Origin of the sequence: Streptomyces nojiriensis, assembly GCF_017639205.1 — a bacterium.
Lineage (GTDB): Bacteria > Actinomycetota > Actinomycetes > Streptomycetales > Streptomycetaceae > Streptomyces > Streptomyces nojiriensis.
In genome coordinates, this window is record NZ_CP071139.1 from 20549 (window position 1) to 38266 (window position 17718).

At 70.0% G+C, this 17718-nt stretch carries 26 protein-coding genes and 2 pseudogenes; 2 read left to right on the top strand and 26 right to left on the bottom strand.

The annotated features are described in order from the left end of the window. Positions 1-16: 16 nt before the first annotated feature. From JYK04_RS00085 to JYK04_RS00185, 21 genes and pseudogenes are all read right to left on the bottom strand, one after another. Positions 17-307: a YciI family protein gene (locus tag JYK04_RS00085; RefSeq protein ID WP_189748565.1), complete on the bottom strand. Its 291-nt coding sequence runs from the start codon at positions 305-307 to the stop codon at positions 17-19. A gap of 402 nt (positions 308-709) precedes the next feature. Beyond that, complete coding sequence (locus JYK04_RS00090) at positions 710-970, bottom strand: hypothetical protein (protein WP_189748568.1); 261 nt, start codon at positions 968-970, stop codon at positions 710-712. Continuing rightward, the gene (locus tag JYK04_RS00095) at positions 967-1281 is read right to left on the bottom strand and encodes a DUF6247 family protein (protein WP_189748571.1); all 315 of its coding nucleotides are present in this window, start codon (positions 1279-1281) and stop codon (positions 967-969) included. The genes JYK04_RS00090 and JYK04_RS00095 overlap by 4 nt, the downstream gene beginning before the upstream one ends. A gap of 419 nt (positions 1282-1700) precedes the next feature. Continuing rightward, on the bottom strand, positions 1701-2237 hold the full coding sequence (locus tag JYK04_RS00100) for a hypothetical protein (protein ID WP_189748574.1): 537 nt from the start codon (positions 2235-2237) through the stop codon (positions 1701-1703). A gap of 614 nt (positions 2238-2851) precedes the next feature. Further along, a pseudogene (locus JYK04_RS00105) lies at positions 2852-3684 on the bottom strand (IS5 family transposase). A 40-nt stretch (positions 3685-3724) separates the two neighbouring features. After that, positions 3725-4108 carry a DUF6193 family natural product biosynthesis protein gene (locus JYK04_RS00110; RefSeq protein ID WP_189747536.1) on the bottom strand — a complete coding sequence of 128 codons (384 nt, stop codon included), beginning with the start codon at positions 4106-4108 and terminating at the stop codon, positions 3725-3727. 4 nt (positions 4109-4112) lie between these two features. Further along, positions 4113-4604, bottom strand: coding sequence for a hypothetical protein (locus JYK04_RS00115; protein ID WP_189747534.1), 492 nt, complete (start codon positions 4602-4604; stop codon positions 4113-4115). Positions 4605-4924: 320 nt separating this feature from the next. Then, positions 4925-5071, bottom strand: coding sequence for a hypothetical protein (locus tag JYK04_RS42245; protein ID WP_373297537.1), 147 nt, complete (start codon positions 5069-5071; stop codon positions 4925-4927). Between the two features lie 69 nt (positions 5072-5140). Further along, positions 5141-5518: a hypothetical protein gene (locus JYK04_RS00125; RefSeq protein WP_189747532.1), complete on the bottom strand. Its 378-nt coding sequence runs from the start codon at positions 5516-5518 to the stop codon at positions 5141-5143. 220 nt (positions 5519-5738) lie between these two features. After that, complete coding sequence (locus JYK04_RS00130) at positions 5739-5936, bottom strand: CsbD family protein (protein ID WP_189747530.1); 198 nt, start codon at positions 5934-5936, stop codon at positions 5739-5741. Between the two features lie 101 nt (positions 5937-6037). After that, positions 6038-6190, bottom strand: a complete 153-nt coding sequence (locus tag JYK04_RS00135; protein WP_189747528.1) for a hydrophobic protein — start codon at positions 6188-6190, stop codon at positions 6038-6040. A gap of 6 nt (positions 6191-6196) precedes the next feature. Beyond that, positions 6197-6649, bottom strand: a complete 453-nt coding sequence (locus tag JYK04_RS00140) for a transposase (RefSeq protein ID WP_229876904.1) — start codon at positions 6647-6649, stop codon at positions 6197-6199. 429 nt (positions 6650-7078) lie between these two features. Further along, complete coding sequence (locus JYK04_RS00145) at positions 7079-7456, bottom strand: toxin Doc (protein WP_189747524.1); 378 nt, start codon at positions 7454-7456, stop codon at positions 7079-7081. A 3-nt stretch (positions 7457-7459) separates the two neighbouring features. Then, positions 7460-7705 carry an antitoxin MazE7 gene (locus JYK04_RS00150; RefSeq protein WP_189747523.1) on the bottom strand — a complete coding sequence of 82 codons (246 nt, stop codon included), beginning with the start codon at positions 7703-7705 and terminating at the stop codon, positions 7460-7462. Between the two features lie 351 nt (positions 7706-8056). Further along, entirely contained in the window at positions 8057-8383 is a 327-nt protein-coding gene (locus JYK04_RS00155; RefSeq protein WP_189747521.1) for a GYD domain-containing protein, read from the bottom strand. 1342 nt (positions 8384-9725) lie between these two features. Beyond that, entirely contained in the window at positions 9726-10196 is a 471-nt protein-coding gene (locus JYK04_RS00160; protein WP_189747519.1) for a lamin tail domain-containing protein, read from the bottom strand. A gap of 444 nt (positions 10197-10640) precedes the next feature. Further along, positions 10641-10958 carry a hypothetical protein gene (locus JYK04_RS00165; RefSeq protein ID WP_189747518.1) on the bottom strand — a complete coding sequence of 106 codons (318 nt, stop codon included), beginning with the start codon at positions 10956-10958 and terminating at the stop codon, positions 10641-10643. Between the two features lie 4 nt (positions 10959-10962). Then, a complete protein-coding gene (locus JYK04_RS00170; protein ID WP_189747515.1) occupies positions 10963-11232 on the bottom strand; it encodes a hypothetical protein in 270 nt (89 codons plus the stop codon). A 296-nt stretch (positions 11233-11528) separates the two neighbouring features. Then, positions 11529-11972 (bottom strand): DUF2267 domain-containing protein, encoded by a 444-nt coding sequence (locus JYK04_RS00175; protein ID WP_189747514.1) that lies wholly within the window; start codon positions 11970-11972, stop codon positions 11529-11531. 50 nt (positions 11973-12022) lie between these two features. After that, positions 12023-12418, bottom strand: a complete 396-nt coding sequence (locus tag JYK04_RS00180) for a DUF2267 domain-containing protein (RefSeq protein WP_189747512.1) — start codon at positions 12416-12418, stop codon at positions 12023-12025. 107 nt (positions 12419-12525) lie between these two features. Continuing rightward, a complete protein-coding gene (locus JYK04_RS00185) occupies positions 12526-12960 on the bottom strand; it encodes an Hsp20/alpha crystallin family protein (RefSeq protein WP_189747509.1) in 435 nt (144 codons plus the stop codon). Between the two features lie 128 nt (positions 12961-13088). Here JYK04_RS00185 and JYK04_RS00190 point away from each other — a divergent pair, with 128 nt between their 5' ends. Together JYK04_RS00190 and JYK04_RS00195 are read left to right on the top strand one after the other, a co-directional pair. Further along, positions 13089-13751 carry an HSP18 transcriptional regulator gene (locus JYK04_RS00190; RefSeq protein ID WP_189747507.1) on the top strand — a complete coding sequence of 221 codons (663 nt, stop codon included), beginning with the start codon at positions 13089-13091 and terminating at the stop codon, positions 13749-13751. Positions 13752-13805: 54 nt separating this feature from the next. Beyond that, a complete protein-coding gene (locus JYK04_RS00195; RefSeq protein ID WP_268254186.1) occupies positions 13806-14411 on the top strand; it encodes an STAS domain-containing protein in 606 nt (201 codons plus the stop codon). A gap of 50 nt (positions 14412-14461) precedes the next feature. Here the strand turns inward: JYK04_RS00195 and JYK04_RS00200 are convergent, their stop codons facing one another. From JYK04_RS00200 to JYK04_RS00220, 5 genes and pseudogenes are all read right to left on the bottom strand, one after another. Beyond that, on the bottom strand, positions 14462-14623 hold the full coding sequence (locus tag JYK04_RS00200; RefSeq protein WP_033226271.1) for a hypothetical protein: 162 nt from the start codon (positions 14621-14623) through the stop codon (positions 14462-14464). Between the two features lie 655 nt (positions 14624-15278). After that, positions 15279-15977, bottom strand: a pseudogene (locus JYK04_RS00205) (HNH endonuclease family protein). 277 nt (positions 15978-16254) lie between these two features. Further along, positions 16255-16437 (bottom strand): hypothetical protein, encoded by a 183-nt coding sequence (locus JYK04_RS00210; protein ID WP_189747506.1) that lies wholly within the window; start codon positions 16435-16437, stop codon positions 16255-16257. Beyond that, the gene (locus JYK04_RS00215; protein WP_189747504.1) at positions 16434-16955 is read right to left on the bottom strand and encodes a hypothetical protein; all 522 of its coding nucleotides are present in this window, start codon (positions 16953-16955) and stop codon (positions 16434-16436) included. The genes JYK04_RS00210 and JYK04_RS00215 overlap by 4 nt, the downstream gene beginning before the upstream one ends. Before the next feature lie 125 nt (positions 16956-17080). Further along, a complete protein-coding gene (locus JYK04_RS00220; protein ID WP_189747501.1) occupies positions 17081-17602 on the bottom strand; it encodes a DUF4396 domain-containing protein in 522 nt (173 codons plus the stop codon). Between the last annotated feature and the right edge of the window lie 116 nt (positions 17603-17718).

The following is a 17718-nucleotide window of genomic DNA, read 5'->3' on the forward strand; positions in this document are numbered from 1 at the left end:
GCTGCGTGACAAGCCGTCAGCTGTCCTTGAGATCCTCCAAGCCAGGCACCATCAGCAGTGGTGTGAACTCCACAACGCTGTGTGTGGCCACATCGTTGATGATGTAGGGATCAGTAGCGAGCAGGCGTTCGAGCTCTTCGGCCGGCATCGCCGCGGCGAGGTAGACACCACCCACCAGGGGCACTCGGCGTCCCGCCACGAGAAGCAGCCGCTGTGCGATGAGCTGGTTCAGCCAGTCGCCGTGGGCCGGCCTCCACTGGTCCACTTCGTTCAGCGGTGCTGTGTAAGTCACTGTGACAACGAACATGCGACAGAACGTATAGGCCCGGCCTGCCACACCTGGCCAAGTGATCATTTCGTTAGGACTTACTTGCACGACGGCCGTCACCCGCCGCGATCGTTCGCTGCAGCGGGATCGGCCTTCGAGGTTCTACCGATCCCGCTGCAGCAGCTGGCCCTCTGCCACGCTCACGGCCGGACAACACTCCCCGACAGCACCCGACGAACACCCGAGACCAGATCCCGGCGACAGCCAGAGGGACCACCGCCACCAGATCGATTATCAGGTCGACCTATCAAGCAATGCCACTAGGTCATCCAGGTCACCCGCGAACCGTCGTGCACCAGAAGTCCGGCAACCTGACTGTTGCCCTCCTTCGCCGTGCGCACGCCGTCAGCGGACGCGTACAGGGACAGAGATGGTCGGGACCTAGCCGAGCCAGACAATGTCCAGGACGGACAGGTGCCGCAGCACGTGGTTGGCGAAGTAGACGACGGACAGCCGGCCCGCGGACGCGATGCGGATGTCTTCGCCTTCAGGGTCGTCGGGGTCCCACTGGCGGAAGCCCCACGGGTCGGCCGCGGCCGCGTCGAGGAGGTCCCAGACCGTCTCTTCGGCGTGCTCGGGGAGTTCGGGGAGGACCTTCGCGGCGGGTGTCGAGAGTCGGACCGCGTACGCGGGCAGGCTCACCGGCGCCGCCGGCCGCGGACCTCGGCCATGTCCACGAACTCGGTCTCGTCGTGGCCGGACGCCACGAAGGCATCGACCGCGGGGGCGGAGGCGAGTCGGGCCTGCCAGACGTGGACGACCTCGTAGAGGGTGTTCAGGGAGAACGTCCGGCGTGACTCCTCCAACGCGGCCGCCCACTCCCGCTCGAACGCCGGCACCCACCGCTCCGCACGCCGGTCCGCCCGGAGCCGGGCAAGGAGTTCGGCCGGAGCACCGGGTGCGGGCGCGTACGCCGCGGCGGGTACGGGTGTGTGGTCGGGCTGGGCGCTCATCGGCTCCTCCTCGGCGGGGTGCTACCGCCACCGTAGAACGCCGTGGCCTGGGCCGTGGAGGTTCTGATGGATGCCGCAGCCCAGACCCGGCTGACGGTCAGTCTGCCCGCCCAGCGACGGCCGCAAGGCCGCGTGACCGGGACAGGTCAGTACAACGGATCCCGCCGCCGGGGTGCCACTCCAACACCGGCCCCACCGCGTCGCCGTGCTCGGCGCACCAGGAGACGGGCACCACGCCGCCGCAGTCGTGCCGCGCGCAGACGCAGGCCCCACCCGGCCCGACACAGGCGACGCCGTGGCGGACCACCCCGCCCGCCGGCCCTGAGCTTGCCGTTTAACCTCAGTACGACGGTTCCAGGACAGGCAGTCAGCATCAAGGTCAAGCCGGAGCACGCTCGCGTAGCCTGGATCCGGCAAGGTCACGGGCCTGCGTTGCCCTCAACAGCGCCCAGGTTGATCAGGCTTATTCGGTCGTCCCAGGCATCCCACCGCACACGCTTCTGCGCGCCCCAGTAGTAGTTGTCGTAGCCCATGAGGTCGCCGTATGCCTCGTCTTCGTGCGCCCTGTCGGGTGTGCCGAACACGGCCAGGAGATCCTCGTACGAGGTCAGGTGGGCGAAATGGGAAAGTTGAGGTCCGTAGATCGCGAAGCCGACGACGGCCCCTGCTCGAATCTTGTAGGTGAGCTTGTCGGCACAGTACAAGAACCCGTCTGACTGAGCAGCGTGGTCGACGACCTCGTCGAGGGTCAGCCGCCGCCCGTCGGCGTCGTAGTACTCGCTGTCGATGTTGGTCCCGCCGCGGTACCGGGCGACTACGGAGGACTGGGCCTGGACGATGATCCGGCGTGGAATGCTGGTGGCTGGTGCTCCCAGCGCCGTGCCGCCCATCTCGACGGTCGTGAGGTCGAGGTGTGGTCGGGACAGCACGTCCAGGTTGTCGAGGATCTCGATCATCGTCAGAGTCTAGGCCTGACGTTCAACCAGTGCGCCGGGGCTTGGTGCCAACCTTGTGGTGTGAGGGCCGAGTGTAGGACTCGCCGGTAGCAAGGACGCATCCCACGTCGTAGCGGGTGGCGGGCTGCTGGTTCTTCGAGCCTAGTGGGCGGCCGGGGCCGGGTCGGGTAGGTTTCGGCCTCGCACCACCAGACGTAAATCATCAAGGTCTGGACCGGTCCGGTGTGTGCTTACGAAGTGGACGACGCCCGCACTGGTGCCCACGAACGGCGAGAATGGCCTTCACCTGGCGAAATGGGCGGACCGCATGAGGCTGCTGGTGATGGGGCAACGGTCCCACGCACGCCGACGCGGACGGAGACCGGCACCCCGACCCGCGGGCCGAGGAATCGACGCAGCCATCGCCGCCGCGCTGGCCAGCGGTGACTTGGACGGATTCTTCCCGGACCTAGCCGCGGGCCTCGCCCGTGAGCTGGTGGGGGCGGCCGCTCGCCCTGGCAGCTGCTGGACGGGGCCGACCCGGGTCTGCTTCGACCACCGCCTCCTGTGTGCCGGGGACCGTGGACAGCGTCAGCTGCTTCGTGGCGACCTGGTCCTAGGGCGTGTCCGCAATGTCAGCCGGGGAGCCATAGTCGCAGGCAGGCGAGGGTGACCAGGGCTTTGTAGTGGCGGGCTCGTTTGTCGTAGCGGGTGGCGAGGGCCTTGTTCTGCTTGAGCCTGTTGAAGCAGCGTTCGACGACGTTGCGGCGCCGGTAGACCTCACGGTCGAGACGGCACAGGCTCTCTCCGCGTCGACGCCGTCCGCTGATCTGGTCGACGCGTTCGGGGATGGTGCAGGCGATCCCGCGTTTGCGCAGGTAGGAGCGGATCTTGCGGGATGAGTAGCCCTTGTCGCCGACCACCCGTTCCGGTCGGGTCCGGGGCCGGCCCGGCCCGCACCGCTTGATGCGGATGCGGGCCATGACCGGCTCGAACTGCGTGCAGTCGTTCACGTTCCCGCCGGTGAGCGTGAACGCGAGAGGGCGGCCCCGGCCGTCGCAGGCGAGGTGGATCTTGGTGCTCAGTCCGCCTCGGGACCGGCCGAGTGCCTCACCGGTCCAGGGCCCCCTTTTCGGGCTCCGGCAGCGTGCTGGTGGGCCCGCACGATCGTCGAGTCGACGCAGACAACCGACCAGTCGACTTCGCCGATCGCATCCGAGTGCTGCTGGACGTGGGCCAGGAGCCGGTCCCAGGTTCCGTCCGCCGACCAGCGGCGGAACCGTTCGTAGACCGTCTTCCACGGCCCATACCGTTCGGGCAGGTCCCGCCAGGCAGCACCCGTGGACAGCTTCCACAGGATGCCGTTGAGGACCTGCCGCCGGTCCCGCACCGGACGTCCCATCCGGGGCGGAGCCAGTAACGGTCCGATGATTTCCCAGGCCTGATCGGTCAGTTCATGACGTCGCACCACGAACGGAGTAACGACCGATCGACATTGCGGACACGGCCTAGAGCTGAGTACGGACGTCTGCCGGCAGCGCGGCGACCACGAGGGAGATGGCCTCCCTTGCGCCCGCGGCCTCCTGCAAACCGCCGTCGGACGTCCGCACCTCGTAGTGGTCGTTTCCCAGCGGCCGCACCAGCGGCAGGTCGAAGCAGATCGGCGGAGTGGCCCGACGACTGAAGCGGAGCCAATAGGCACTGGTCCCCGGGGACAGCACGCGCAGCCGGGGCTCGGCGAAGGCGGCTTCGACCAGTTCCCGAATGCCGGACAGGTCCTGGACACCGATCCGCTCGCGCAGCCGTTGCCACCGCGCCTCGACACTGTCGCCAAGACCGTCGACCGGGTACCACAGGACGGGCCCGGGGGTGGGTGGGGTCTCCTCTGACATGCGGTCAAGTCTGCCAGACGGCGCCGGCCCGCCAGCGGCTCCGCTCCAGCACACCGGCGGCGCGCGGCGCGGCCAGCGGCGCGTCCGCGGCCGTGACGTTCAGCCGCTCGGCGATCTCGAACAGGAGCGCGGTCAAGGGCTCGGGCAGCGGTACCGCCCTGTCGCGGACGACGGACAGGCGCGCGGTCCAGTCGGCGAGCGGTCCGGTGAGGTCGACGTCCGCTTCGTACAGGGGCCGGTCGCCGCCCGTCGCCCAGTCCAGCGGGTACTCGGCGGCGCCGCGCCATCCGCACGCACACACGGCCCTGAGGGCCTCGGCGCGCGGGCGGCGGGCCCGGCCGTCGTAGGCCGACCAGCGCCTGGTCGACGGCACGTCCGAGCCACTCCCGACATCGAAATACACCGGGCCGGGCTCGCTGCCGCCGACCAGTACACCCACCGCGCCGGCGTGTGCGTCCCCGAAATCCACCGTCCACCAGTCCCACTCCACCAGCACACCGCCCTCCCCCACGCTCCCGCCGACAGACCGGCCGGATCACGCCTACGGACCTGCCCAGCCCACGAACCCACCCACACCCCCACCGCCCCAACAACCGGTGCAGTTGGACCGAGTCGGCCGCGGACACGACGAACAGCGGCGAAACGGCTTGTACGACGTCGGCCCGGTCGAACTCCGGATGCACGTCGCCCGCGCCGACCGAAAGGGCCGGTCGCCCTCACCCGGGTGACCGACCCCTTCGACGTGTCCCCCGCCGTACGCCTACCCACCGAGGGAGGGACGTCCTGGGGTGTGTGTCGTCACCGGGCGCGGAGCAGTCAGGGTGCTCCGAGGGGTTCGATGTGGAGCTCCCCGTCACCCGGTGCGGGTCCTGCCGAGGCACCGAGCAGTTCGGCGTAGAACTGCGCCAGCAGCTCGGGCTCGGCGCTGTCGAGGACGAGAACGGCTGTCTTGGGTACGGTCATACACCCCGCGTGCCCGGTGTCGGCGCCCGTACACGGGGCGTGCGTGGCCGGACGGCCGCGCTCGATCCCTCAGGAGCGGATGCGGAGTGCGACCTCTCGCTCCTGGTCGCCCGACACGGATCCCATGTCCTCGACCGTGAAGTTGCCGACGAGCGCGGCCTGTACCCGCTGCACCGCACGGGGGCCTCCCTGGAGGGTGACGCTGACCGCGCCCTTCACCCGTACGGGTGCCGCCTGGCGCTCGGCCGGTTCGGCCGGCTTCGCCGCGTCGAGGATCGCGCTCCACACGGTCGCAGCCCGGCCGCCTTGCGCCGCTCCGCCCGCCCCAGGCTCCGCGAAGAAGGAACGTTCGAGCAGGTCGAGGACGGCGCGCGCGTCCTCCTCGGAGCAATCGCCGACCGCCACGACCACTTCGGCCACCGGGATGTCCTTGTCGTGTCCGTCCATCAGGGGGACCTCTCTCGTGCGTGCGGCATCGGTGCGGAGAACGAACCTCCCCGCTCCGAACGTGCCACAGGGGGTGGGGGCCCGCATCATTTGCCTCGGCCTATGGGAGGGGGGCGATGGCGCGGGGCCGCACCGGGAACACGACGCGGCCCCGCGACGCCGGAGCGCCGGGGGCCGCATCGTGGTCACCCGCGAGCCGCGAAGGACTCGGCGGGCGGCTTCAGGTCCTGTCGCGCTTGTCGCGCAGGGAGTCCTGGATGCCGCGGGCGCGCTCCTCGGTCTCGCTCAGGGCTTCCTTCGCCTTGCCCTTGGCCTGGTCCGTCTTGCCCTCAGCCTTCAGCCGGTCGCTGCCGGTGATCTTGCCTGCGGCTTCCTTGGCCTTGCCCTTGGCCTGGTCCATCTTTCCCTTGTCAGCCATGTGAACTCCTTGGTGGGATGCCTCAACTCGGCCCAAATTAGACGAAACCTGACTATTGCGCACGGCGGCGTCGCTGGTTGCCGCGACGTCGAGGACAGCGGCTACCAGCGTCCGCCGCCGCGCGCCGGGCGGGCCACGAAGCCGATGAGCCACAGCACCAGGACAGCGATCGCCACCCACCACAGAATCTTGAGCGCGAAACCCGCGCCGACGAGGATCAGGACGAGCAGGAGAACGAGCAGCAAGGGGACCATGTGTCTTCACCTCCGACAGGCCGCCTGCCCTGTCCCCTCCCTCACATGCACAAGGATTTCGCGTACGGCGCCAGACGCGTACGTACGTGGTGCGGGATGACCAGGCGCCGAGATCGCCGGTGTCGGCGCTGTACTGCTGCCAGGTCGTATCCCGCTCTTCCGGTGCGAGGTACAGAGACCCTGCCCTGGCGGCGCCGAGCCCTCAGCCGCGACGGCTCGTGCGAGGCTCCTGCGGGTCGATTCCGGTAACCGCCGAGGCGTCCCGCGTTCCGCTCGGGCGCCGCGAAGCACCCACGACCCGAAGTGCTCGGGCAGGTCCATCCACGGTGTCCCAGTTCGGTACTTGAACGCGATCGCATCGATGACCTTCCGGTGATCGCGCCACCGACCGCCCCGCTTCGGCGTCCGGTCCGGCAGCAACGGCTCGATCCGTGTCCACTGGGCATCAGTCAACGACACACATCAACCAACGATCAGATGATCCGCAGGAAACGGCCAGACGCGTACCGGAAGCTGCCCGCCTGGGGGTGGGGTGCTTCCGGAACGGGCCCCGCCGAACGCCGCCCTTCTCCTGGCGTCATGCGGCAGGCGAGCCCGCACGACGGGCTGCCGCCCGGATCCGTACGGCACCCGGACACCCCACGGTCTCGGCCCCTCCCCGGCCGGGACGAGGTGTGCGGCGACCCCCCGGCATCGGCGCTCAGACAGCCGCCTTCGGGCAACGGACCCGACGGAAGCAGCCCGTCACATGATCGGCCCCCGCCACCGGGGTGCCACTTCGTCACCGGGCCGGCCGCACTACCCGCTCACCGCATCGTTCGCGCTGCCGACGCGATCCGTGCCCCTTCCCAAGATGGGGCGGCGGCCCTCGCCCGGCGAAGACGCCAATCAGGAAGTGAGGCGCAGCGAGCGCAGTCGGTCGGCGACGTCGTAGATGTTCAGGCGAAGGGCGCGGATGTCGGTGATGAGGGCGTGCCACGGCTCGAACGCGTCGTCCACGGTCTTGCCAGAGGCACGGATGTAGGCGGCGGCGACGCCGTATCCGAAGTATTCGTTGCGGGCCGGCAGCGGGCGCAGAAGCACGATCTGTTCCAGGAGTGCTGCGGCCCGCCAGTACGCGTCGGGTTCGTCGCCGAGCATCAGGGTGTTCACGCGGTGGCGGGCCACCGCGGCGACCAGACCCGAGTAGTCCAGGATCCCTAGATCTTTGCCGAGGAGTTCCTCCTGCCGGTCCAGGAGCCACCGGATGTCGATGTGCAGTTCCAAGGGTCAGGCCGCCCGGCGCGTGCTCGCGGACGATGGGAGTCCGCCGAACGCGGCGTCGAAGGCTTCGGCGATGCCCGGCTTGCTCACGGCCTCCCGGAAGGCCGCGGTCGCCCTTCCGAGGGCGAGCTGGTTCTCTTCTTCGACGGCCAGCTCGGCCAGGTAGGCGCGCACGCTCTTGCCTTGGGCGGCGGCGACGGCGGCGAAGCGGTCCCGGGTCTCGGAGTCGACCTTCATGGTGGTGTCTGCCATGCCTTCGAGTATGCGCCTCTGCATACCTTCACGAATACCCCTTCCGGGGTACCGGAGCCGGCGCGGTACAACCCGGCCAGAATTCGGCGCCGACCATTCGCGCCACTTCGGCCGGCCCGGACACCGACCCCGTGGACGTTGGCCGCCGAGCATCCTGGGCACCCACCCTGCGAGGGCACCCCGGATGTGCTCGCACAGCCCTCGGGAGTCACCGGCCGTCGCGGCCGTAGCTGCCACTGCCCGCCAGATTGAAGGCGCGCATGAGGTGCTTGGTCAGCCGGGGCAGATCAACCATGTCGTGGATGTCATCGAACCGGTCCCGCTGAGGCAGCAGGTTCTGCTCGCGGGACGTTACCCGCCAGGAGCCCGGTACTGGATTTGCTGGGTCCTGCGCAGGGCATCCAGCGTTTCGTCGACGCTCAGGAGAACGGTCGTCTCGAACGAGCTGAGCGCGCCACCTCCGCTGATCGCCAGAGCAACCGCGGCCATGGACACGTTGTCCGGAGCTTCCCAGAGGTTGTAGCCGTCGTGCGTGCCGAAGGCGTACCAGAAGCCGTGGAGCTTTCCACCGACGGATTCGATGTACGCCTGAGCGGCCTTCGCGCGGTCTTCGGGGTGGACGGTCAGCCTCGCCCAAGTCTCCGGTGTGTAACTGAACCTCGATAGATAGAGCGGCATCGTGTGTCTCCCTTTCGTCCTGCCCATGGATGCCCGCGCCGGGTGGAAGAAGGGACGGGTTGGAACGCGGTTCGCCCGAACAGTCGGGGACGATGACCGTCAAGGCCCAGGGCGAATGGGTGAGCAGGCCGCCTGCCCAACCGCTACGAGGGCTGCAAGCACTGGCACCTGTCGTACTGCGCCGGGGCGCGGGGCAGCGCCGTAACGCCTCGGACGGCAGTCGGCCCGCATGCGGATCCCACACGACGAGCCGTCGAGGACCAGGTCGCCATGCAGTCGCGGCGCCACCAGGAGCCCTCCAGCCGGGGCGAACCGGCACGCGCGGCTTGCCCACCGGGGTCCGTGACCGGTCGGCGGGCCAAGCGTGACCGATGCGTCTCCTGGATCGGTCCAACAGCCCTGTGTCCTTCCGAGGTCGGAACCACGGTGGCCCGTCCTCGGCGAACGCGGTGACCGTCCCCTCGGCCGGGACGGCCAGGATGGGCGACCGTGCGTTCCGTCGAGCCATCCCCATCCGTACACGGGCCGTCGGCGCATCAGGGAAGCTCGTCCTTCGTCATCCGCTGGCCGACGGCCGCGAAGGGGGACGCTCACAGCGGGGAGGTGCATGTTGTGACGTCTTCTGAACCGGATTGGCGGCGGCGCCATGCCATCGTCCTGCACTTCGACGAGCAGTACCGGCTGCCCGACCGCTTCCGCAGGCCGAATGGCGCACCGCTGGAGTACCAGGCCGAGGTGCACTCGGCGCACTTGAACCGCGGCCAAGGGCAGGAATCACCTGCGAGCGGGGCCCCTATCGCCTCGCCGCCGGCGTCGAGGGCGGCCCGACGGGCGGACAACTGCCGCCAAGCCCTCGTGCGGCAGGTCGCTGTGCAGTACCGACGCGACCTCCTCGATTCCCGAGGGAGCGCGCTGCCGCACTGAGAGCACCGCCGAACGATCTTCCTGGTCACGCCACCAGCGTCCTCCCGGTCGCGCCGGTCACCAAGGAACCCCGCCGGGTGCGTGCTGTCGCCGTACACGTGAACGTCCCCAGCCGGCCGCGGACAGCGGGAGCCGCCCGGCCGGTGCCTGGTCAGCCTTCGAGCGGTCCGAACGAACCGGGACAGCCACCAGGGAGGAGGACTGGCGCCTCACCGCCGTCACCGCCTTCGGTCATGACGACACCGCGGGTGGCCCCCTTCGGACCGCCTGTCGAACGCAGCAGTGCGGGCCGTCGCCCGGTAGGGGCGACGGCCCGTGCTCGCGTGCCGGTCAGCGGCTGGCTGCCGCGTGGTCCGGCTGCGAGTGGGTCACCTGACGCAGGTTCGCGGCATGGCGCGCGTCCTACGCGTGGTGGGTGTTAGCGGCGGCGGCCCCAGGACTCGGTGTCGACGGTGCGGCCGCGGCCGTCGCGCAGGGTGGCGGTGTCGGAATGGTTGTCCCAGACGTAGTCGCGGCGGTCCTGGAAGAGGTCGGTGCGGGTGTCGCGGCCGTTGCCGGTGTGGATCCGGATCGTGGCGCGGCCTGCGAGGCGGACGCTGTCGAAGCGGTAGCGGTTGCCGTCGCTGTCACGCAGCGTCCAGCCCCGGAGGTTGATCGCGTCGCGGGTGGTGTTGGTGATCTCCACCCACTCCGCGTTCAGGGAGCGGTTCGAGCGGTCGTCACGCCCGGGGCTGTCGGCCTGGACCCGGCTGATCTCCACCCGCGGACGCTGCTGGTGGTGACGGTCACCGTCCGCGGCGGACGCCGGCAACGCGGCAGCGGAGACGATCGCGCCGGCCGCCAGGACGGTGGCGGCGATACGGCGTACGGAGGAAGAAGCAGAAGACATGGGTGACGCTCCCTCAAGAACAGCGCCCCACCAGCCGAAACAGGGTGGTGAAGGCACTTGTCGAGATCGGCCCGGTTGAGCCGAGGGCCACACTCTCGACCCGACACGGACCCCGCCGCAGCCCCCGCCGACGCCGGTTACCGGACACGAACATATCCGTCACACTCGCCTGCCGGATGCACGCATTCCGCCCGAACGTGCCCCTGACATTCACTGACCGCTACACCCACCCGCCACACAAACCGGACACCAGGGCCGACACGCTCCGGCGCACCACCGGGCGCACTCTTGCGCCGCCTCACCCGACCGGACCAGTGGATCAAGTAACAGCCGTTCTGCGGAGTTCTTCGTACGCGAGTCCGTTGGTCGCACATGAATCCCGTCCCGTGGCGGGCCTCGCACCCCTCGCTCGGAGCCACGTACGCCGATGCCGACCGGGTGCTGTCATCCGTCCTGCGCGGCCAGAAGGAGCATCAGGGCCTTGGAGCGGGTAGTCCCGAGCCTGGTGGCCACCGCTTCGGCGGACACGCCGTCCTCCGCCAGCACGCCGGCCGCCTCCCGCCCGACATGCGCGGCGATCCGCTCTAACACCCCGATCGCGCGCAGCGCGGCCAGAGGCGCGCCCTCGGTCGTGGCGGTCAGCCGCTCGGCGACCTCGACCAGGAGCGCGGCCAGCGGCTCGGGGAGCGCTGCCGCCTTGTCACGGACGAGGGACAGGTGAGCGTTCCAGTCCGCGAGCGGCCCGGTCAAATCGACGTCCACCTCGTTACAACGGCCGGTCGCCGATCGCATCCCAGTCCAGCGGGTACTCGGCGGCACCGCGCCATCCGCACGCACACACCGCCCGGAGCGCCTCGGCGCGTGGCCGGCGGTGCCGGCCGTCGTAGGCCGACCAGTGCATCGTGGAAGGCACGTTCGGGCCGCTCCCGACGTCGAAGTACACCGGCCCCGGCTCACCACCACTGGTCAGGGCACCCGCCGCGCCCGCGTGCGTGTCCCCGAACTCCACCGTCCACCAGTCCCACTCCACCAACACACCACCCTCCGACACGTTCCCGCCCGCCACCCTGCCCCGCCCGCGCCGCCGCCCACACCCCCGCCGACCCAACAACGCACGTCGTTGGACCGCCCGGCTACGCCGCGATCACGAGCAGCCCAGGAGCACGGCAAAGGGCCGCGAGTGAAAGGGGCCGAATGTGGGCCCGGCCGCCGGCTGTGGCCGACCCCCGCCGGTGAAGCGACTTCAGCGCGATGAGCTGTGGGCGCGCAACATCGACGGGCCCGGGACCGCCGGAGCCGTCCCGGCCCTGCTCGTGCACGCTGCTGCCGGGGTCAGGCAGCGGGCTCGGGCCGGCGTAGTTCTGCCTGGCCGAAGAGGAGGGCGTAGCCGTCGGGGAGCTGGCGCAGGATCCGGGCGAGGAGGTCGGGTCCTGCGAGGCGGGCGACGACGGCGAGTACGGCGCCGGTGTCCCAGCGGGCGACGGCCGGGGTGGCGCCGGTGCGTTCGGCGAGGTCTTTGACGAAGCCCCAGCCGGTGAGGTGTTCGGTGTCGGGGATCTGGGCGGTCAGGGTGAGGGCGGCCTCGACGGGCAGGCACTGGGCGAGGTCGACGCGTTCGTCGCCGGTGAGCTGCCGGCCGAGGGCGGCCAGGACGGTGCGGACGGCTTTCTCGGCGCGTTCGCGGGTGGGGTAGGCGCCTTCGTAGCGCACGCGTTCCAGCATCTGGTCGAACGTCATGGCGGGGGTGGCCCGGTTCGGTCGAGGCTGGTCGTACATGGCTGCGGTTGCCTTTCTCTGCGAAGGATCCGGCCTTCGGCCGGTGGTGTTCAGGTGGGCTGGGGGTGGCCGAAGAGGAGGTCGTAGCCGTGCGGGAGCTGCAGGAGGACCTCGCGGGTGAGAACATCACCCGCGGCGGCGGCCGCGGTGGACAGGACGGCGCCGATGTCCCACAGGGCCGTCGTCTCGGTGGCTCCCTCGATCCAGGCCGCAGTCGCGCGGACGAACCGCTCCGGCGAGAGCGGCTCCGCGGCCTGGAGCGGATTGAGGAGGATCAGGGCGTACGTCTCGGGGAGCCGGGCGGCGAGCTCGGCCCGCACACTGCCCACCAGGTGCGCGCCCAGCAGCGCCAGTACGACGCGGGCCACACGGTCGGCGTCCTGCAAAGTCTCGTACTCGCCTCGTTCCTGGACGTGGGCCAGGAACGCCTCCCTGCGCATCGACATCACATCACCTCCGGAAAGGGGTGAGGGGGCCAAGGGGGTGCGGAGGGCGGGGTGCCGGAGGGGGAATTGGCTCTGCCCCGCCCTCCGCTGCCGGCTGGTACGGGGGGTCAGCCGGAGATCTGCTTGCGGTCGGCCGCTCCGCCGATGCTGATCTTGCGGGGCTTGGCGCGCTCGGCGATCGGGATCCGCAGGGTCAGGACACCCGCGTCGTAGTCGGCCTGGATGCGCTCGGTGTCGAGGGTGTCGGCGAGCATGATCTGGCGGGAGAAGACACCCAGGGGCCGCTCGGAGAGCTCCATCTGCACGGTGTCGCCCTTGGCGGCCGGTCGGCGCTCCGCCTTGACCGTCAGCATGTTCCGCTCGACGTCGATGTCGACCGCCTCGGGGCTCACCCCGGGCAGGTCGAAGGCGATCACGTACACGTCGCCTTCGCGGTAGGCGTCCATCGGCATGACCGACGGCTTGGACCAGGTCCCAGACGTACCCGACAGCTGCTGGACGATCCGGTCCATCTCGCGGAACGGGTCGGTGCGCATCAACATCGCGAAACACCTCCAGTTGGTTCAGGCAGAAACTGCCAATGCGCTTCAACGTGCTCCCGTTGTAGCATGTCATCGAAACGATGACAAGCAGGATGTCGCCTTATGGATGACAAGCTTTCGGAGGCGCCGTGAACGAGATCGCTAACCCCGTCCCACCAGTCCTCACCCCGGACGCCGCCGCAGCACTGGAGGTCATCCACCAGGCCATCGAGAAGGCACACCGGTCCTCCGCCGGGGAGATGGCGGCCACGACGTCGGAAGGCTCCGGTCCGGAGCAGGCCCTGGCCGCCCTGCAGATGCTCCGCGAGATCCGTGAGCGGCTCACCGGCTGGGAAAGCGTCCTGATCGAAACGGCCCGCACCCAGGGCGCCAGCTGGGCCGAGCTCGCCGGCCCCCTCGGAGTCGCCAGCCGCCAGGCAGCCGAACGCCGCTACCTCCGGCTGCGTCCCGGCGCAGCCGGGAGCACCGGCGAACAGCGCGTGCAGGCCACCCGCGACGCGCGGGCCGCCGACCGCACTGTCACCGCCTGGGCCCGCGACAACGCAGCCGACCTGCGCCGCCTCGCCGGCCAGGTCACCTCCCTCAGCGACCTCGCCCCGGGCGCCGAGGCAGCCGTCGGCGCACTCAACCAGGCCCTGGGCGGTGACGACGCCGCCGGCCTGATCGGCCCCCTGGCCGGCACCCGACCGCACCTGGGAGCCGGCGACGCCGAACTCGCCGACCGCATCGACGCCGTGACCCGCCACACCGACCAGCTCCGTCAGGACAGCAACGACCAGCGCAACTCCTGAACCCGCCCGCACGCCGGCCACGGCGTGCGGGCCGTAGTCCGAGGAGGCAACCCCGTGTCCGAGCGACCCGAGCGATCCCACCGACCCGACCGGGAGACCGAAGCAATACCCGGTGTCGACATCTTCGGGCGCGCGGCCGTCGTGCGGCCCGTCGGCGAGATCGACATCGACACCGCGCCGTCGCTCAGCCGCGCTCTGGCACACGCTCTCACCTTCGTCGCCACGTCCCGGGCCGACCGCGTCGTGGCCGACTGCAGCCATGTCACCTTCTGCGACTCCTCCGGGCTCAACGCCCTCATCGCCGCACGGCTGCGAGCGGTCGAGGCGGGCGCCACCATCCATCTGGCGAACCCCGCTCCCCAGCTCCAACGCCTGCTGCAGATCACCGGGGCGGCTGCCCTCTTCCCCCGGGAAGACCCTGCCTGGCCCGGTGCAGCCACAGCCCTCCAGCAGGCGCCGGGGAACACCCGAACGACAGGTAAGCGGCAGCGACGGACCGGGACGGCCGCCGTTCATGGAGGTCAGCAGGTTCCCTGCTGTGTCACGACGACCGGCCCGGCCACTTCCCGGCTACCCCGATACACGCCCCTACGCACATCCGGTCCGTGCGCGGTCACGGCCACGACGGACACGACCATGGCCTGTTGCTCCCCCTCGTGATGGGGTGCAACAGGCCATGGGTCGCGACCGGCAGTCGGTTCGCTGCCGGGCTACCAGCGGTACCAGCGGCCGCTACTTCCCTTCGGGCGGGCGACGAAGCCGATCAGCCACAGCACCAGCACCGCCAGCGCGACCCACCAGAGGATCTTCACCGCGAAGCCGGCACCGGCAAGGATCAGAACGAGCAGAAGAACGAGAAGCAGGGGAACCATAGTTATCAACCTCCGCAGCACCGACTGCCCGGCAGCTGCCCGGCCATGCACACGACTTTTACGGGTTACTTATTCCTGCAGGCGGGCAGCAGTACGCGCGGACCCGGCGCAACGATCGCCCTCGCGAGGACGTCGAACGGCCCAGCCGCGGTGGGGTTTGCGATCGGCGATCGCGAGCAGACGACCGGTCACGACCAACCCGGTACAGCAACGAGGAGGTCCCCGATGTCGGGCACGGAGAAGAGCAAGGCCCACGCCGAGCATTCCGCCGCTGACCGCGGCCGCGCACAGCTGAACAGCGGCTGGGCCCCGACCCCCTCCCGGGTCGGGGCCCAGCCGCGCCTTGTACGTGCGCGAGGGCATCGAGGCCCGTCACGTGCCGCAACAGCCAAGCGGTGAACCCGTCCCTCGACCCGCCCCTGCCTTCGGTGTCACCGGCCCCGCCTCACGCATCCGGGGCCGGCCACCGGTCGCTCCTCGACTCCGCGTCACCCGCGATCCCGCCGGCACACTGCCCAGCCCGAGCCGCCACCCACACCCCCGCCGACCCAACAACGCACGTCGTTGGACCGCCCGGCCACGCCGCGATCACGAGCAGCCCAGGAGCACGGCAAAGGGCCGCCACCTACGTGGCGGCCCTGACCTTCGGGCCGTTCTACGGGGCGGGGGTGAACTCCACGTCGGTCCCGCCGCAGCCGGCCGCGATGTCGAGCAGCCGGTCCTTCTCCGCCTCGTCGACCGCGAGACCCCACCGGAGCTTGGTCGCGGTCCACTCCGCCCCGTACCGGCACAGCGCATCCGGCGCCGGCGGCAGCCACTCCGCCGGATCCTGGTCCGCCTTCGACCGGTTCGAGCGGGCCGTCACCGCCACCAGCGAGGCCGGCTGGCCCTGGTCGTTCGCGTACGCCTCACGCCGCGCCGCCGTCCACGCCGACGCCCCGGAGTCCCAGGCCTCGGCGAGCGGCACCATGTGGTCGATGTCCAGCGCACCGGCCGGCGTCACCTCCCGCTCGTCGTAGTACGACCACCACACACCCCCGGTCAGGGTGCAGCCCGGCCCGATCTCCGGATACACGACCGCCTCGGCCAAGAGGACCTCCTGGCGGGTGTTGCAGCCGTCGGCCGGGATGTCGCCGGCGTTCCAGTGCCGGAAGGAGGTCCGCTGTTAGCCAGTCCGGTCCTCGACCGCGAGCGGCAGCGCGGACACCGCGACCCCGATCGGCAGCACCTGCGGCACGACCGCCACGGCCGGAGCGAGGGCGGTGGGTTGTGTAGCCGCGTGCGCGGCCGTGGGAAGAATCAGGGTCAGGGTGAGCGCGGCGGCCGCGACAGCGGACCGCTTCAAGATCATCATGGCCTGGTTGTACCGACCCCCGCACCGTCAGCACCAGGCCTCACCGGCCCGGTTCACCCACCCGAGCGCCTCGGTTCACCGCCGAAACGCCACTGCATCCCCGTGGCAACCGCCGGCCGAAGCATGGCAGCGAGCGGCTTCGGACTGCGTTGCGCGGCGATCACTACGCCCACTCAAACACCAAGATCACCGAGAGAGCTGACGTACAAGGCGACAGCGCCTGCCTCCCGATGCCGGAGGCAGGCGCTGTCGTTGCGCTGGCACGTCAGCGGGCTGGTCAGCTCTGCGTGCCCTCCAGGACGTTGGACTTGGCCGGCGATGCGTCCTTCACGAACCGCAGCGCATTGTTGTGGATCACCAGCGGCTTACCACCGTTGTCGCGGGTGCCCTGCCAGATCTCGTACCAGTCGCCCATGTCGTAGAAGCTGACCGGGTCGCCCTTCGTCGACTTCGGCTTCATCCAGCCGTCCGTGGAGTCGATCCACGTGCCGTTCTCGGTACGGCAGGTGACCTGGAGGTGGCCCCCCAGTGCCCGTCCTTCGCCCATCCGTCCACGACCTTCACCCACAGCGCGGGGTTCGTGCGCGGGGCCCAGTCGGCGCCGATGGTCTTCTCTTCTTTCTTCTTGTCCTCGTTCCACTGGTACTCCGGCGCGACCCCGTTGACCCCCAGGCGTCCGTCGTCACCGAACCGGACCACCCCGTGGGAGGTCCGGCCCACCTGGTCCTGGCGCGCCTGCAAGCGCTTCATCCCCGCCTGGAACCTGGCCTCGTTCACCTCACTCTGAGCCCTCATGATGGCCGAGGCGACCGAATGCAGCAGCTTCCCGGCCGGCCCGCGGGAGGTCCCCGTGTACTTCGGCTTGATCTTTTTCTCGTGTGCGGCCATGTCGAAGGTGTCCGGACCCGCCTTCTTGATCTCCTCGGCGAACGCGTGGACCTGCTCCTCGGTGATGCCCTCGATCGTGTGCGCCTGCATCGCGAGGACGGCGGATCCGGGGCGGCCGCCATTGAAGCCCCGGTACCTCCAGCTAACGCCCGAAGACACGAACGTGCCCGGCCGCACCGTGGGGTGCGACCGGGCGCGATGCCCTGCGGCTGGGGTCAGTGGTAGGCGTGGACGACGGCGTGACCCTTGCCGCGGCCGATCATCCACTTGTTGACCGGCGTCGTAATCACGAAGGCCACGGCGAGACCGCCCAGCAGCGTGGTCCAAAACAGCGTGTCCGACAGGTGGGCCTCCATCGCTCCGGGGACCAGGGCGATGATGCCGTTGTCGACGAGTTCCATCACCGCGATCGAGACGGTGTCGGCGGCCAGTGCCACCTTGATCGCGCTCTTCCAGTCGAGGCCTGCCTTGCGGACCGCGAACAGGGTGAAGGAGTAGCCGAAGACGAAGGCCAGCGCGATCGCCAGGATCATCGTCTGGACGTTGCTCCACATCAGGGCGGTGCCGATGACCATGCCGAGGATCTCGCCGATGGCGCATCCAGTCAGGCAGTGCAGCGTCGCCTTGGCTGCGGTCCCCCAGGACACCCCGCCCATCCGGTGCCCGGCGTGACCTGCGTGCGGCTGGTGCGCGGCGTGGTCGTGGGCGGTGCTGGTGTGGTGTGCGCTGTGGTCCATGACCGTCATCCCCAATCCCATTCAGTGTGACCCCGTCCCCGCGGGCTCACACCACCACCGTATACCTCATGGGGGTATACGGTGGTGGCGGCGGTCAGCGCCTTTCGGTTTCGCCG

Bases quoted from the DNA above. Each gene is read 5' to 3' on its own strand.
- JYK04_RS00175 (WP_189747514.1), bottom strand. From the start codon at position 11,972: ATGTACGACCAGCCTCGACCGAACCGGGCCACCCCCGCCATGACGTTC.
- JYK04_RS00110 (WP_189747536.1), bottom strand. From the start codon at position 4,108: ATGTCAGAGGAGACCCCACCCACCCCCGGGCCCGTCCTGTGGTACCCG.
- JYK04_RS00085 (WP_189748565.1), bottom strand. From the start codon at position 307: ATGTTCGTTGTCACAGTGACTTACACAGCACCGCTGAACGAAGTGGAC.
- JYK04_RS00200 (WP_033226271.1), bottom strand. From the start codon at position 14,623: ATGGTTCCCCTGCTTCTCGTTCTTCTGCTCGTTCTGATCCTTGCCGGT.
- JYK04_RS00095 (WP_189748571.1), bottom strand. From the start codon at position 1,281: ATGAGCGCCCAGCCCGACCACACACCCGTACCCGCCGCGGCGTACGCG.
- JYK04_RS00135 (WP_189747528.1), bottom strand. From the start codon at position 6,190: ATGGTCCCCTTGCTGCTCGTTCTCCTGCTCGTCCTGATCCTCGTCGGC.
- JYK04_RS00180 (WP_189747512.1), bottom strand. From the start codon at position 12,418: ATGTCGATGCGCAGGGAGGCGTTCCTGGCCCACGTCCAGGAACGAGGC.
- JYK04_RS00100 (WP_189748574.1), bottom strand. From the start codon at position 2,237: ATGATCGAGATCCTCGACAACCTGGACGTGCTGTCCCGACCACACCTC.
- JYK04_RS00130 (WP_189747530.1), bottom strand. From the start codon at position 5,936: ATGGCTGACAAGGGAAAGATGGACCAGGCCAAGGGCAAGGCCAAGGAA.
- JYK04_RS00160 (WP_189747519.1), bottom strand. From the start codon at position 10,196: ATGTCTTCTGCTTCTTCCTCCGTACGCCGTATCGCCGCCACCGTCCTG.
- JYK04_RS00150 (WP_189747523.1), bottom strand. From the start codon at position 7,705: ATGGCAGACACCACCATGAAGGTCGACTCCGAGACCCGGGACCGCTTC.
- JYK04_RS00210 (WP_189747506.1), bottom strand. From the start codon at position 16,437: ATGAAGCCGAAGTCGACGAAGGGCGACCCGGTCAGCTTCTACGACATG.
- JYK04_RS42245 (WP_373297537.1), bottom strand. From the start codon at position 5,071: ATGACCGTACCCAAGACAGCCGTTCTCGTCCTCGACAGCGCCGAGCCC.
- JYK04_RS00155 (WP_189747521.1), bottom strand. From the start codon at position 8,383: ATGCCGCTCTATCTATCGAGGTTCAGTTACACACCGGAGACTTGGGCG.
- JYK04_RS00185 (WP_189747509.1), bottom strand. From the start codon at position 12,960: ATGTTGATGCGCACCGACCCGTTCCGCGAGATGGACCGGATCGTCCAG.
- JYK04_RS00220 (WP_189747501.1), bottom strand. From the start codon at position 17,602: ATGGACCACAGCGCACACCACACCAGCACCGCCCACGACCACGCCGCG.
- JYK04_RS00125 (WP_189747532.1), bottom strand. From the start codon at position 5,518: ATGGACGGACACGACAAGGACATCCCGGTGGCCGAAGTGGTCGTGGCG.
- JYK04_RS00215 (WP_189747504.1), bottom strand. From the start codon at position 16,955: ATGCAGGCGCACACGATCGAGGGCATCACCGAGGAGCAGGTCCACGCG.